The organism is Peristeroidobacter agariperforans (genome assembly GCF_004138335.1).
GTDB lineage: Bacteria > Pseudomonadota > Gammaproteobacteria > Steroidobacterales > Steroidobacteraceae > Steroidobacter > Steroidobacter agariperforans.
Genome location: NZ_RYFW01000003.1, coordinates 260,228 through 274,143, shown reverse-complemented (window position 1 = coordinate 274,143; position 13,916 = coordinate 260,228). Strand labels below are relative to the sequence as shown.

Sequence of the window (13,916 nt, the reverse complement as noted above, 5' to 3'; positions counted from 1 at the left end):
CTGTGGGCCGGGCGACTTGCCGTACACTGTCCGCCCCCCGTGAGCTATGAGGCTGATTCGGCTGCATGCTTTCCCGTGATGTCCTGATCCTGCTGCTGCTCACTTTGTTGAACGGATTCTTCGCGCTGTCGGAAATGGCGCTGGTCGCCGCCAAGAAGGTGCGTCTACAGGCAGCGGCGGAACAGGGACGCTCGGGGGCCAGGTCGGCCCTGGCGCTGATGGAAGATCCGACCTCCCTGCTGTCGGCGATCCAGATCGGCATCACCATTATCTCGATCGTCAATGGCGTCTACAGCACCAATGTATTCGCCGATCCGCTTGCCGGGCAGCTGGTGGACCTGGGCCTGCCCGCAGAGTTCGCCGAAGAAACCGCCTATGTCCTGGTCGTGCTGGTGGTGACCTTCGTGACGCTGGTCATCGGCGAGCTGATACCCAAACGCGTCGCCCTGCTGCATGCCGAATCCCTGGCGACCTTCGTCGCGCCTGCGATGCGTTTGTTCGCCACGATCATGGTGCCGTTCGTGTGGTTGTTGCGCGTGACGGTGAATCGGCTGCTCAAGTTGCTGCCCATCTCGTCTGCGCCGCAGGCGGCGGTCACTGAAGATGATGTGCGTGCGCTGGTCGCCGAAGGCACGACCGCCGGCGTGTTCCTCGCTTCGGAGCGTCGTTTGCTCGAAGGCGTGCTGGCGCTGGCCGATCGCAAGGTAGGCTCCATCATGATTCCGCGCCAGGACGTGATCTGGCTGGATATCGAAGAGCCGATCGAAGTGCTGTGGCAACGAGCCAAGGAAAGCGGTCACGCGCGCTTCCTGGTGGCGCGCGAGAAGTTCGACAACCTGCTCGGCATGATCACCCTCGCCGACCTGAGCGAAGCTTTGCACCGGGGCGAGCTGGATCCGGAGAAGGACCTGGATCCGCCGCTGCACATTCCCGATTCGATCTCGGTCCTGCAGCTGCTCGATCAGTTCCAGCGCTCCAGCACCCACCTGGCCCTGGTCACCGACGAATACGGCGAAATCGAAGGCATCACCACGCCCATCGACATTCTCAAGGCGATTGCCGGCGAGCTGCCGGACCTGGGCAGCCGCGAGCGCGCCGAATATGTGCAGCGCGACGACGGTTCGTGGCTGGTCGACGGGCACATGCCGATCGAAGAGTTACAGCAGCGTCTCGGCCGGCGCGACATGGGCGGCCGCGACTATCACACCGTCGCGGGCTTCGTGCTCGCCCGCCTCGGCCGCATTCCCAAGGCCGGCGACACGCTCACCTGGCGCGATCTGAAGATCGAGATCATGGACATGGACGGCGTGCGCATCGACAAGATCCTGCTGCGCAAACAGGCGGCCACTTGAGACCTTAAGGCGAGCCCGTCTTCTTGACCGGGAGCGGCTTGGTGCCGTCCGCCGTGACGATGGCGACGTCTTCCTTGGTCGAATGCTCTTCCAGCCACTCTCGCCAGATCGCGAGCGACACCGCCAGCAGCACCGGACCGATGAACAGGCCCACCAGGCCGAATGCCAGCACGCCGCCGAGCACGCCGAACACCACCAGCAGGAACGGCATGCGCGTCGCGTTGGAAATGACCAGCGGACGCACGATGTTGTCCACCCAGCTGACCAGGATCAGGCCCCACAGGATCAGGCCGATACCGTCGACCATTTGTCCGCGCACCAGTGCCCACGTCGCGAGACTGCCCCACACCATCGGCGCGCCGAACGGAATCAGCGCGATGATGACGGTGACCGCACCCATCAGCACCGGCGCTTCGACCCCGAAAATCCAATAGCCGAAGCCCGCCGCCACGCCCTGCGCCAGCGCGCCGAGCATCAGTGCATACACCACCGCCTGCGTCGTGTAACCGGCCGCGTCGATGTAATCATGCACTCGCGGGCCCAATATTCCTTCCAGCACGGCGCGCGCTTCCCGCATCAGCCGCGGTCCATCGCGTAACAGGAAGTACATGGAGAACACGGCGAAGAACAGCTTCGCGACGTTGCGTCCCGCTCCGCCAATGAGCCGTGTCACTTCAACCGATGACTCCTCCATCATCAGCATCACCTGGCCGCGCAACGCCTTGGGATCGGCGGAGATTTGATTCAAGATCTCCTGCGCCTGCGCGCCGACATACGGCAAGTCGCGAATGGCCTGCGGCAGCACTGGTTTGGTGGCGAGGAAATCCTGGATCGCGCCATACGCCGCGACCGCTTCCACGCGCAGCATCAGGATCAGCCAGACCAGCGGCACGACGATGATGACCGTCACCAGCAGGGTCGAAATCAACGACGCCGCCGGATTGCGACCGCCGCACATCTTCAAAATCCGCAAGTGCATGGGCCAGGCGACGTACGCGAGGATGGCGCCCCAGATCAGCGGCACGATGAACGGCTGCAGCACCGAGAAGGTCAGCAGCAGAATGCCGAGGATCAGACCTGCGACCAGCAGGCGGCGGAACCAAGGCGCGGTAGGCAGATCGGCAAGCATGAATGGGGAGCCGCTAACTCAAGCGCGTTTGTCGCATTACTCGCTGGCGTCGGTCCGCGACCGGCGCGCATAGAAATCCGCGGCGAAGGCCTCGAAACGATGCTCCTCGATGGCAGTGCGCATGGACTGCATCAAGGACAGATAGAAGTGCAGATTATGAATGCTGCCGAGCCGCGCGGCCAGAATTTCGCCGCAGCGGTCCAGGTGTCGCAAATAGGCACGGCTGTAATTCGTGCAGGTGTAACACGAGCATGCTTCGTCCAGTGGACCCGTATCGGTCTCGTATTGGGCATTGCGGATGCGCACTACGCCGGTACTGGTAAACAAATGTCCATTGCGTGCGTTGCGTGTCGGCATGACGCAATCAAACATGTCGACGCCACGGCGCACCGCTTCGACCAGGTCCTCCGGCGTTCCGACGCCCATCAAATAGCGAGGCCGATCTTTCGGCAGATGCGAGACGATGCCATCGAGCATGCGCTCCCGCTCTTCTTTGGGCTCGCCGACCGCGAGGCCGCCGACGGCATAGCCGTCGAAGCCGATCTGCTGCAACCCGGCCGCCGACTCCTGGCGCAGCGCTGTGTACATGCCGCCCTGGACGATGCCGAACAGCGCGTTGGGATTGTTGAGCCGATCGAACTCGGCCCGGCTGCGCAGCGCCCAGCGCAAGGACAATTCCATCGAGCGCCGCGCCTCAGGTTCCGTCGCCGGATACGGCGTGCACTCATCGAAGATCATCGCCACATCCGAGTCGAGATCCTTCTGCACTTGCATGGAGCGCTCGGGCGTCAACATCACCGCATCGCCATTGACCGGCGAGCGGAAGTTCACCCCCTCCTCCGTGATCTTGCGCATCGTGGCCAGGCTGAACACCTGAAAGCCGCCCGAGTCGGTGAGGATGGGCTTTTCCCAATGCATGAACCGGTGCAGTCCGTCGTGAGCCCGAATCACCGGCATGCCGGGACGAAGCATCAGATGAAACGTATTGCCGAGCACGATCTGCGCACCCATGCCAACGAGCTCTTCGGGCGTCATCGCCTTGACGGTGCCGTAGGTGCCCACGGGCATGAAGATGGGCGTCTCGACCACGCCGCGAGGAAACGTCAAACGACCGCGACGTGCGCCGCCGTCAGACGTGATCAATTCGAACTGCATTCCCATGAGCTAACGACGCTCCAGAAACATCGCGTCACCATAACTGAAGAAACGATAGCGCTGCGCGACCGCGTGCCGGTACGCGCCCATCACTTCGTCGAAGCCGCCGAAGGCGCAGACCAGCATCAATAAGGTCGACTCCGGCAGATGAAAGTTCGTGAGCAACGCATCGATCACTTTGAAGCGATAGCCCGGCGTGATGAACAAGCGCGTCTCGCCTTCATAGGGCTGCAGCGAGCCCGATTGCGCCGCCGACTCGAGCGAGCGCACGACCGTTGTTCCCACGGCAATCACGCGACCGCCGCGTGCTTTCGTCGCGGCGATAGCGGCACACGCTTCGGCGCTGACGCTGATGCGCTCGGCGTGCATGCGATGCTGTTGCAGATCGTCGACGCGCACGTTTTGAAAGGTGCCCGCGCCAACGTGCAATGTCACAAACGTCGATTCGACGCCCTTGGCTTTGCACCGAGCCAGGATCTCATCGTCGAAATGCAGGCCCGCCGTCGGCGCCGCGACGGCGCCAGGTTCTCGCGCGTACACCGTTTGATAGCGGGTCGCATCGTCGAGCTCGGCGTTGCGCTCTATATAAGGTGGCAATGGCATCGAGCCATGTTGCTGAAAGAACGCGAGCGGCTCGGTGCTCAACTGCAGCTCGAACAGATCGTCATGTCGAGTGACGAAGCGGGCTTCGACACCGCCCGGCAGCGCGACGGGCGCCTCGCTCCGCAGCGGTTTGCTCGCATGCACGTGGGCGAGGATGCGATTTCCATCGAGCACCCGCTCGAGCAGGATTTCCACCTGCCCGCCCGTCGGCTTCACCCCGTGCACCCGCGCAGGAATCACCCGGGTGTCGTTGAAAACCAGCAGATCGCCGGGCTTCAGCAGGCTGGGAAAGTCGGTAAATCGTAGGTCCCGAAGCGGCTCAGCCCGCGGAATGTGCAGCAGCCGGCCACCCGCCCGCTCTACAGGAGGGTGCTGAGCAATCAGGTCGACCGGGAGGTCATAGGCGAAGTCGGTGCGCCGCATGGGGCGCGCACGGTAGCAGAAAGATCGCCGCCTGCGTTGACTCGCAGGCGGCGCCCCGAGAGACGCAGCACCGTTCCCGGGCAGGGGGACTCGTTACGCCGGCTCGTCCACGATGGTGATGAGACCGCGCTCGCCCGGTGGCGGTGGCGGCAACGGCGGGCCACCGGGGCCGGGCCCGATCATGACGTCATCGCGCGGCCCCTCCGGCCCGTCCAACTGTTGGTGGAACATGAACGGCCCGGTGTGCGCGGCCGCCGGCGTGTCGGGAATCGTGATGTCGAACGACATCTTCTTTTTCTGGCGCAGCACATTGAGCGTCAGCTTCTCGCCGGCCTGATACGAGCCGAGAATTCGAAACGCATGCCCCGGATTCGCCGGCGTGCGGCCGTCGATATCGACGATCACGTCGCCATCTTCCAGTTTCAGGCGACTGTCGGCAGGCGCGCGCACCACGAGCAAGCCCTTTTCGGTGCCGAAGTACTGACCGAGCTTGGGCGTCAGCGGCACCAACTCTGCCGAGCCGAACACGCCGACCGCGCGGATCGCGCCGAGCGGCCCCATCGGAAAGCCGGGTACGCCGGCACTCGCGAACTTCCCGCGCACCGCCATCGGCGGCATGGAGAAGATTCGATCCGCCGCTTCCGGCGTCACGGTAGCCGTGGCGACCTTGTTGTCGCGCCGATAGCGCAGTTGCACCTTTTCACCGGGTTTCACTTCGCCCAGTTCCTTGAGCAGCACTTCGCGCGCGCTCAAATCGTCAGTGCGCTTCAGTTGCTTGTCGCCGATGGAGAGCAGCACATCGCCCGCCTTCAATCCCGCGCTCTCCGCGGCACCGCCGGGACTGACGCTGACGATCGCGACGCCCTCGGATTGCTCCTCGCCGCGCGGACCGAGGTTGATGCCCAACATGGCGCGCGGCGGACCGAAGCCGGTGAAATGCCGCATCTGGGGCACCGAGAAGTCGGACATCGACATGCTCAGCTGAGCGACTTCGCGCGCCGCCGTATCTAGCCGACGCCGCGCATCTTCGAGCTTCTTCTCGATCTCCGCCTGCGACTCCTCGGATTTCTTCTCGACTTCCGCCGCGGAAACCGACGCGGTCGCCACGGCCGCGGCAATGGCCAGTAACGCGACGCGAACCATCGTCGTCGAACGCAATGACCTGGTCGTCATAACCTTGTGCTCCCAGTGTTAAAACCAGAGTGCGCCGGCCTCGGCGTAGCGCACCTTCACCAGCGAATCCATCAACTCCACGCGCTCACGCCACAGCTGACGCGATTGCGCCTCGCTCAGATCGGCTTCGGGCGCGTTGGACAGCTGGAAATCCAGCCACTGAATGCGCTGTTCGATCGTGTCGATGGTCGCGGCCGTCGACACGCGCTCGATGCGCGGCCGCTCCGGCAGCTTCTGCAATAGCTGCTCGAGCTGCTGGGATTGCGCGACCAACTCATCGACATGCGGGACGATCTGCGGCAACGGAGCCTCAACCGTCGCGAGCTCGGTCGTCGCCCCGCTGCTCCGATCGAAATGACCCGCGACCAACGTAATCACCGTCAGCGTCACCACCGCCGCGGCAGCCGCCGCGAGCCCGATCTTGCCGAGACGGAAACGGCGGCTCTGGGGTTCAGGAACCGCGGCTTGAATCCGCTCCCACGCCAGATCCGGCGGCTCGAACTGCGGCAACGCCCGCATTTCCTCGCGAAGTGTCGACAGACGCTGCAGCTCGCCGGCGCAGATCGGGCACAGCCGGACGTGCTCGGCCACGTTCGCCGCGACCGGCTCGCCGTCCCGAAGGCCTAACAAGTGCTTGATGCGTGCGTGCATGACGTTGATCCCGCCGGTTGCTCCAGCAGCTCGCGCATCCGGGCATGCGCCCGCGCCAGCTGCGACTTCGAAAAACTCGCCGTGCGTCCTAGCAGGCGTCCAATCTCCGCGTGTGTATAACCTTCTACGTCGTGCAGCCACACCACGCTGCGCGTGAGCGCAGGCAGCGTCGCCAGAGCACGTTCCACATCGGCACTCGCCGAGGCCTGCGCCTCGGGCAGCGACGCACCATCGAGCAGCACCATTGGTGCCGTGGACTCGTCGTCGTTGTCCAGGTACAGCAGGCTGCGATGCCACGGCGAACGCAGGTACATCAAGCACTTGCTCACCGCGATACTGCGCACCCACCCACCGAAAGCCCCCTCCCCGGTATACGCGCCGATGTTCCGCAGAACCTCGATGAACGTCTCCTGGAACAGCTCATCGGCAATCGCCGCGCGCACCACCAGGCGCCGGATCAGGGTATAGATGGGTCGCTGACAGGCCCGATAAATGGCCTCATGGGCCCGCGGCTCGCCCGCCTGGGCAGCCCGAACCACTTCAGCGGCGACCTCGATACCCTGAAAGTGCGACATCGGCAGGTTTGATGCGGCTCACGGCAAAAAGGTCGCAAAAAAAGTGGTTGTAGCCGGGCAACGGCATTCCGCTATAATCGCCGCCCTTCGCTTCCCGTAGCCGGTGTGGCGGAACTGGTAGACGCAGCGGACTCAAAATCCGCCGCCCTTAAAAGCGTGTGGGTTCGATTCCCTCCACCGGCACCATCCGATCGTCCGACACCCTCCGTCGGCATCGCTAAAACCCCTAGAAAACAAGCATTTCCGCGAGACTCGGCTCGCGGACCGTGCGTTGCCGTCCGGGGGCAGCTGAGCCAACGTGGGGGTACAAACGGGGATATCGTAGACACCAATTCATCGATACCCCCATTTGGATTCCCAATATGGCGTTACCTCTGACTGAAACTGCAGTGAAGGCCGTCAAACCTGCAGAGAAGCCATTCAAGGTGTACGACGGGCGCGGCCTCTTCTTGTATGTGCCACCAACGGGTGCGCGACTGTGGCGGATGAAAAATCGATATGGCGGGCGCGAAAAGCTGCTTGCCATCGGCGAGTGGTAAGGGCGACTTCAAGCAAGTAGGATCGAGAGACATACAAATCAGATACTGACGGCGGCCGTTCCGTTTTCGAAGCAAATTCCGCGCCGGACCCTCTCCCAATGCCGCAAATGGCTCGCGTCTGCTTGCCGCCTGGAGAACTGTGGCTCGACACTGCTTCATATCCTCCCACATGAAGCGCATCGTCTTTTCGTGGACCGTCTGCTCTCCGCGCTGCGGATCCTTCGAGCCACTACATTAAGACGAATGATGCCTCCTACGCTGCCACTCCAAGCTTGTCGCGACACCAACGAGGCTACGATGAATTCTGCTGACCGCCTCGCGCCTATCTGCACCATCAGCCTGCAGCCTGCGAATTAAAGCATTGATCTCCCGCAGCTGGGGCGACGATCATTTCCACTTCGACGCCGAGTAAAGTTGCAAGACTAGGAGAAAAGCATGAAGGCCAATCAGCAATTGTGACATCGACGAAGTGCTGGTTCAGCGGATTCTGCAGTTTTTCAGCGATTCGCAGTCTGTCAGTTTGTCTCAGTGTCGGGGTCAAATCCGCAATGGCACTGCAGGTAGGCCTCGATACTGAAATGATCGCTCCCACTCACCTTCGCCAGGACGCTTTTCAATCTCGTCGTTATGCACGACAGACGTACGCCATAAACCGGCGCTAAGAGCACACTCTCTGACCATGACGGTCGGGCTGCGCCTTGCTCGAAACTTTGATTTGCAAGGCCAAGTGCCCCGATTTTCGGGTCACCACAAGATCAACCATGACTGAAATTACACCCGAGCAAGCAAGAGCCATCGCAGCTATCAAAGCAGCACCTGAGAAGGCCGGGCTCACGCAAAGGGAACTCTCACGCATGATCTCCAACTCGCACAGCGTCGTTCAGAAGATGGAGGATGGCACGCAACACGTCCGCGTAATCCACCTGACAGCGATTGCGTCCGCAACCAAAACTGACCCGATCAAGCTGTATCGGGCCACACTCCCATTTAAGGAGTGCCACGATGCGATTCCCCTTTGACACTGCTGGCGGCTGCTGGGTGGTTCACTTTCGCGCAGTACCGCGTGCGCGGAATCTACGGGCACCGACGCGTGCCACTGTCAGTACCACTTGGCAGGGGACGATCGCGAATGATTCATACGCGGCATTGAGGTTCGAAGCCGTACGCTCGACTGGCAGACGATGCGCTTCAACTTGCAGCCCGGAGTTTGTGATCGGCGGCTTTCGGCCCGAACGGAAAGGACCGTCTCGAGTTCCTGATTGTCGGCATGTACGAAGGCTCGCAACTGAAGTTCGCTTCCAAGGTACGCGCGGGTTTGGACAAGACCAAGCGGGGCCGCTTCGAAAGGCGCTTGTAGTTCACGCGGTCACGCGCTGCCCCTTTGCTGATCTGCAAAACGCTCAACGACGCGGAAAGACAATGTTGTCCAGCTGTGCCGCCACGCGATAACGCTGACTCTCAGTGGAGGCCCTCTCAACGGCAATCTCCGTTTTGCTGAGCAGGCCTCGCTGGATCAGCCACACCGTGTACGCATCGAGCGCAACCTGTTCCTCCGCTGACACCGGCGGAAAATCGTTGCGAAGACAGTAATGTTCGAATGCCCTGACAATGTTCATAGCCACCTCGTATTCTGCGGTTTGAAACGCGCTAATACTCTGATGTGAAATCAGCCGATCGAGTGTGGTTATTAGTTCCTTGAGGAAGTGATCTGCATCAGGCCTGCACTTGCAGGCACATCGAGTTCCTCCTGCGAGTTGGCGCCCGCCTGCCGCCAGCATGCGGCTGTAGCGCCTGAGCGTATGTAAACCAACCTGCTCACGAGCGTTGTCTCTGGGAACCTCCGGACGATGTTCTGTTATCTCGCGCTCTGCAGATACGAGACGAGATTGGAGACATCCTCCTTCGAATAGTTCTCGAGCAGCGCACCATGGCGCTGACGCCCGAGGGACTTTGCATCCCCCCGCCGGTCCACTTTGAACGAGGTCTGGCGGTTCAACGCATCGGGTGCCAAGATTTGCGCCCGCAATTTCTGGCGATCGTACGTGCGGCCGATGCGAGCCAGATCGCGCTCGGTCGAATGGCATGCACTGCATGCTCGGGCAAAATAGTCCCTGCCAGCGGCGGCATCGCCTCTCCGGTCCGGAGCAGCGACCAGTTCCTTGTACCGCCCTTGCTGGCGCGCATAGTGGATCCACCTCGCTATGGCAATGATCTGCTGTTCACTCAGGTCTGAGTACTGCGGCATCGGTGACAAACTGAGCGTCTGGGGGAATCCCGCGCGCACCACGGGACCGATCACGTTGCCATTGTCGTCGGCGCCAACCATGGGCGAGCGCATCAAGTCCGCTGCTTCGCCGAGCGGCTGAAGGTTGACACCGTGACAATACGCGCAGCCCGCCACGACGTATGTCTCCTTCCCATGCTGGATGAGCGAATCGTCGAGCACCGGCCCCAGGAACTCCGCGTTGTAACTTCGCCCTGCCGTTGATGGATCCGCTCCCGCGCCGCTGGTGGCGAGCAAGCCGAGGCTTCCGATGCAACACAGGACCAGCCTGCGCAGCGAGTCAGCGTTGGTTCTTTTCATCTTGGCTTCCTCAACCTCAAGCGAGCGCGCGCTTGCAGTAATCGAACATCAACTGCACTTCTTCGACACCCGAGCGCAGCGTGCCGTGCTCGAATTCGATGATGGCCGGGATGGACCATTGGTTATCTCGGATCATCCTCAGGATCTCGATGAGCGGCGCATCTCCTTCCCCAAAGGGCGTGCTACGACCGTTGTTGCGGCGGCGGTCCCCCAGATGCACGCTGGCAACTCGCGAATGGTGCCGCTCGAGGAAGCCCAGGCAATCGCCGTTCGCGGCGACGAAATGCCGCACATCCAGCACGGCCTTGAAGTCCGGCGAGTAACTGAGCGCCTTGATGAAACTTTCTTCGCTGCTCAAGGCGTCGGGATCGGATAGGTTGGCGTGGTTATGCAGCCCGAGGAACATGCCGTGTTTACCGGGAAACGAGGCCAGCCGCTGTGCCGCCGACAGCCACATGGACCCGACGCAACCTTTCGCGCCGAGCGTCTGCCCCGCCCGAAACAGTGCGTCGACTTCCGCGTCGCTCGAGTCGCGCAGACTGGTCCGGAAGTCGACATAGTAGGTGAACACTGTAATGCCGACGTCGTCGAACTCCTTTTTGATCGCCAGGTAGTAGTCGGGGGCAACGTTCAAGCGCCATTGGCGCAACTTCTCGCGAGCCTGCTCCGGCGTCACACCGGGGGTGCGGAAGTTCGGCTCCACCCAAGGCGACATCAACTCCACCATGCCCATGCCGTTGGCGAGCAACCGCTCGATGAGTAGCGGTCGATTCTCGCGAGTCATCGGCAGATCGTGGTAGCAATAAGGTTGCAGACCGAACTGCACGCCCTCGATAAGTGATCGATTGGCGCCGGCAGTTGCCGTGGTTGCGGCGGACGCGTCCCGACTGCCAAGGCTGCTGATACCAACTGCGCTCGACAGGCCACCGAGGGCCAGCTTGCCGAACTCACGTCGCGTGACATTCATCTATTGCCTCCAAGAGAGGTATTGCACATCGCTGTGCCGTTATCGGGTGTCGCATGTTGCACCCAGGGCCGCGCGAAGCACGCGACGCCTGCACCTCGAACCTGCGTTTCGATGGCGAATAGACCGCCGGCCAGCGGCTCGGCCGCCAGCTGCTTGAGACTGAGGCCCTTGCGGGCGGTGGTGACGAACAGCGTCGTACCATTGCCGCCCCCGAATGCGCACTTGGTCGGATTGCTCACGGGCAACGCAAGCTGCTCCTGAACGTCCCCACCGGCCGACAATCTGACGAGCTTCCGCCCCGCCCACATCGCGCACCATAGACTGCCCTGCTCGTCGACCGCCATGCCGTCGGGATAGCCGTCGTCGCCATCGAACTGATGAAACACCTCGAGCTCACCCGCCAGGCCGAACCGGTCGATCCTGCCGCGATAGATGCGCCGAGCAAGCGTGTCGGTAACAAACATGAGTCCCCGAGCCAGATCGAAGGCGGGACCGTTGGTGATTGCGAAGCCGCCCCAAATCGCATCGGTATTACCGCTGCTGTGAAGTCGGTGGAAGCGCCCACGCGGCTTGCGCTCGAGCAAATCCATGGTGCCGTACCATAGCGCGCCCCACGGGTCGCACGCACCATCGTTGGTGCGAAGTCCGGGACTGACTCCCGGCGCGATACGCCGGCCGACAGTGCAGCTGAAAGAGTCGAGCTCATAGAAGCCCGACGCCGAGGCGGCAATCAGGCGACCCGCGCCGGCGGGCACCAGGCAGGTCGCTGCGAACGGCAAAGTCCATCGAACTCGGCTCCCGGTCGCGGGATCCAACACACACAGTTGCGCGTGCACGATGTCCACCCAGTAAACGAGTCGATCGTGCCAGAGGGGGCTTTCGCCAAGTTCGGCCCTGGCTGCCCAGATGCATTGAGGTGTCATCAGTGCGAATGGCGCGGCAGTCCTTCGACATCGGCGATTCGAGAGTACGTCTTTTCGGTCGCGAGTCCGGCACCTTCGTCCAAGGGTCGCACGTAAGCACGATAGATCTCCTGCCATGGCGTTTGATTGTTCAATCGATTCGCGGCCGCATTCGCACGACGCCGGGACAGCTCCGACTCCTCGACCAGCAGATCGACCCGACAGCGCATCAGGTCGATGCGCATGCGGTCGCCCGTCTCAACCAGAGCGAGCCCTGCTCCGGTGGCTGACTCGGGCGTGACGTGCAGAATCGAAGGGCTGGCAGACGTACCGCTCTGCCTGCCATCGCCGATGCACGGCAGGATCTCGACGCCGCGACGGACCAGATAGTCCGGTGGCGACATGTTGACCACTTCTGCCGAGCCGGGATAGCCAAGCGGCCCGCAGCCACGCATGACCAGGATGCAGTCTTCGTCGATCGCGAGAGCCGGGTCGTCGATGCGATTGTGATAATCCTCCGGCCCATCGAACACCACAGTGCGGCCGACGAACACGCCTGGTTGCTGCGGGTCCTGCAGATAACGGCGCCGGAAAGCATCCGTCAACACCGACGCTTTGAACACCGCCGAGCGAAAAATATTACTGTCGAGAATCACAAAACCGCCGTTGGGTCGAACGGGGTCCGCAAAGGGGCGGATCACGCGCGGCTCCGAACTGGCACTGTCGGAATACAGCTCGCCGACGCTGCGCGCGGACACGGTACGTGCGGCCCCTTCCATCACTCCAGCACGCAGCAACTCACCCAGGACCGCCGGCATGCCGCCGGCCCGATAAAAATCCTCACCGAGGTAGTCGCCTGCTGGCTGGCAGTTCACCAGCATCGGAATCTCGGCCCCGCATCGAGACCACTCCGATAGCGCGAGCGGATGTCCGGCGGCCTCGGCGATGGCTTGGAGATGGATGGTCGCGTTGGTCGATCCGCCGAGGGCGGCGCATGCTCGAATGGCGTTGCGAAAGGCCGCTGGCGTGAGGATTGCGGAGACTCGCAGATCCTCGTGGACCATCTCGACGATTCTGCGCCCGGTCGAGTAGGCCATCTGTGATCGTTCACGGTACGCGGCAGGAATCGCCGCGCAACCCGGCAGCGACATGCCCAGGGCTTCGGCGAGACAATTCATGGTCAACGCCGTGCCCATGGTGTTGCAGTGGCCGATGCTCGGTGACGACGCGAGCACCTCTTGCATGAATTGCTCGAAATCGATGTCGCCGGCCTTCAAGCGATCGCGCGCACGCCAGATGATCGAGCCGGAGCCGACGCGCGTCTCTCCCGACCAGCCGTTCAACATCGGCCCGCCGGAGAGCACGATGGCCGGAAGATCGACTACCGCGGCCGCCATCAAGCCGGCCGGCGTGGTCTTGTCGCAGCCGGTTGTGAGCACAACTGCATCCAGCGGGTAGCCGTGCAGGATCTCCACCAGTCCGAGGTACGCGAGGTTGCGATCGATTGCGGCCGTGGGACGCTTGCCCATCTCGTGGATAGCATGCACGGGGAACTCGAAGGGAACGCCGCCGGCATCCCTGATACCGTCTCGAACGCGTGCGGCCAGGGCGATGTGGTGGCGATTGCACGGCGCGAGATCGCTTCCCGTCTGAGCGATGCCGATGATCGGGCGGCCGGAGCGCAGTTCTTCGGCGGTGAGCCCGTAGTTCAGGTACCTCTCGATATAGATGGCCGTCTCGACAGGATGGTCCGGATCGTCGAACCACGCACGACTGCGCAGCTTGCGAAGTGGCTTGTTCATCGCTGTTTGCCTTTGTTTCCAGGTGAGGAAGGTGCGCCCGACCGCAGCGCCCCACCACATC

At 62.4% G+C, this 13,916-nt stretch carries 14 protein-coding genes and 1 tRNA gene; 4 read left to right on the top strand and 11 right to left on the bottom strand.

Annotated features, from left to right (window positions below):
- The first annotated feature begins 65 nt into the window (after window positions 1-65).
- Window positions 66-1,352, top strand: coding sequence for a hemolysin family protein (locus EK373_RS23380; RefSeq protein WP_129646476.1), 1,287 nt, complete (start codon window positions 66-68; stop codon window positions 1,350-1,352).
- 4 nt (window positions 1,353-1,356) lie between these two features.
- On the opposite strand, the gene EK373_RS23375 is transcribed toward EK373_RS23380, so the two are convergent.
- The 6 genes from EK373_RS23375 to EK373_RS23350 all read right to left on the bottom strand — a co-directional run bounded on the left by EK373_RS23375 (window position 1,357) and on the right by EK373_RS23350 (window position 7,061).
- Window positions 1,357-2,481, bottom strand: coding sequence for an AI-2E family transporter (locus tag EK373_RS23375; protein WP_129646474.1), 1,125 nt, complete (start codon window positions 2,479-2,481; stop codon window positions 1,357-1,359).
- Window positions 2,482-2,517: 36 nt separating this feature from the next.
- Complete coding sequence (tgt, locus tag EK373_RS23370) at window positions 2,518-3,636, bottom strand: tRNA guanosine(34) transglycosylase Tgt (protein ID WP_129647338.1); 1,119 nt, start codon at window positions 3,634-3,636, stop codon at window positions 2,518-2,520.
- Between the two features lie 9 nt (window positions 3,637-3,645).
- Window positions 3,646-4,662, bottom strand: a complete 1,017-nt coding sequence (gene queA, locus EK373_RS23365) for a tRNA preQ1(34) S-adenosylmethionine ribosyltransferase-isomerase QueA (protein ID WP_129646472.1) — start codon at window positions 4,660-4,662, stop codon at window positions 3,646-3,648.
- 93 nt (window positions 4,663-4,755) lie between these two features.
- A complete protein-coding gene (locus tag EK373_RS23360) occupies window positions 4,756-5,835 on the bottom strand; it encodes a PDZ domain-containing protein (protein WP_129646470.1) in 1,080 nt (359 codons plus the stop codon).
- Window positions 5,836-5,853: 18 nt separating this feature from the next.
- On the bottom strand, window positions 5,854-6,486 hold the full coding sequence (locus EK373_RS23355; RefSeq protein ID WP_129646468.1) for a hypothetical protein: 633 nt from the start codon (window positions 6,484-6,486) through the stop codon (window positions 5,854-5,856).
- Window positions 6,459-7,061, bottom strand: coding sequence for an RNA polymerase sigma factor (locus EK373_RS23350; protein ID WP_129646466.1), 603 nt, complete (start codon window positions 7,059-7,061; stop codon window positions 6,459-6,461). Before EK373_RS23350 ends, EK373_RS23355 begins: the two co-directional genes overlap by 28 nt.
- A gap of 99 nt (window positions 7,062-7,160) precedes the next feature.
- On the opposite strand from EK373_RS23350, the gene EK373_RS23345 reads away from it, so the two are divergent.
- The 3 genes from EK373_RS23345 to EK373_RS23335 all read left to right on the top strand — a co-directional run bounded on the left by EK373_RS23345 (window position 7,161) and on the right by EK373_RS23335 (window position 8,619).
- A tRNA-Leu gene (locus tag EK373_RS23345) sits at window positions 7,161-7,247 on the top strand.
- Between the two features lie 176 nt (window positions 7,248-7,423).
- Window positions 7,424-7,600: an Arm DNA-binding domain-containing protein gene (locus EK373_RS23340; protein WP_129646464.1), complete on the top strand. Its 177-nt coding sequence runs from the start codon at window positions 7,424-7,426 to the stop codon at window positions 7,598-7,600.
- A gap of 761 nt (window positions 7,601-8,361) precedes the next feature.
- Window positions 8,362-8,619 carry a helix-turn-helix domain-containing protein gene (locus EK373_RS23335; RefSeq protein WP_129646462.1) on the top strand — a complete coding sequence of 86 codons (258 nt, stop codon included), beginning with the start codon at window positions 8,362-8,364 and terminating at the stop codon, window positions 8,617-8,619.
- A gap of 381 nt (window positions 8,620-9,000) precedes the next feature.
- On the opposite strand, the gene EK373_RS33150 is transcribed toward EK373_RS23335, so the two are convergent.
- From EK373_RS33150 to EK373_RS23310, 5 genes are all read right to left on the bottom strand, one after another.
- On the bottom strand, window positions 9,001-9,216 hold the full coding sequence (locus tag EK373_RS33150) for a hypothetical protein (protein WP_157994508.1): 216 nt from the start codon (window positions 9,214-9,216) through the stop codon (window positions 9,001-9,003).
- Window positions 9,217-9,455: 239 nt separating this feature from the next.
- The gene (locus EK373_RS23325; RefSeq protein ID WP_157994507.1) at window positions 9,456-10,121 is read right to left on the bottom strand and encodes a c-type cytochrome; all 666 of its coding nucleotides are present in this window, start codon (window positions 10,119-10,121) and stop codon (window positions 9,456-9,458) included.
- A 79-nt stretch (window positions 10,122-10,200) separates the two neighbouring features.
- Window positions 10,201-11,151 carry a sugar phosphate isomerase/epimerase family protein gene (locus tag EK373_RS23320; protein WP_129646456.1) on the bottom strand — a complete coding sequence of 317 codons (951 nt, stop codon included), beginning with the start codon at window positions 11,149-11,151 and terminating at the stop codon, window positions 10,201-10,203.
- Complete coding sequence (locus EK373_RS23315; RefSeq protein WP_157994506.1) at window positions 11,148-12,074, bottom strand: SMP-30/gluconolactonase/LRE family protein; 927 nt, start codon at window positions 12,072-12,074, stop codon at window positions 11,148-11,150. The genes EK373_RS23320 and EK373_RS23315 overlap by 4 nt, the downstream gene beginning before the upstream one ends.
- Window positions 12,074-13,855 carry an IlvD/Edd family dehydratase gene (locus EK373_RS23310; RefSeq protein WP_129646452.1) on the bottom strand — a complete coding sequence of 594 codons (1,782 nt, stop codon included), beginning with the start codon at window positions 13,853-13,855 and terminating at the stop codon, window positions 12,074-12,076. Before EK373_RS23310 ends, EK373_RS23315 begins: the two co-directional genes overlap by 1 nt.
- Window positions 13,856-13,916: the final 61 nt, after the last annotated feature.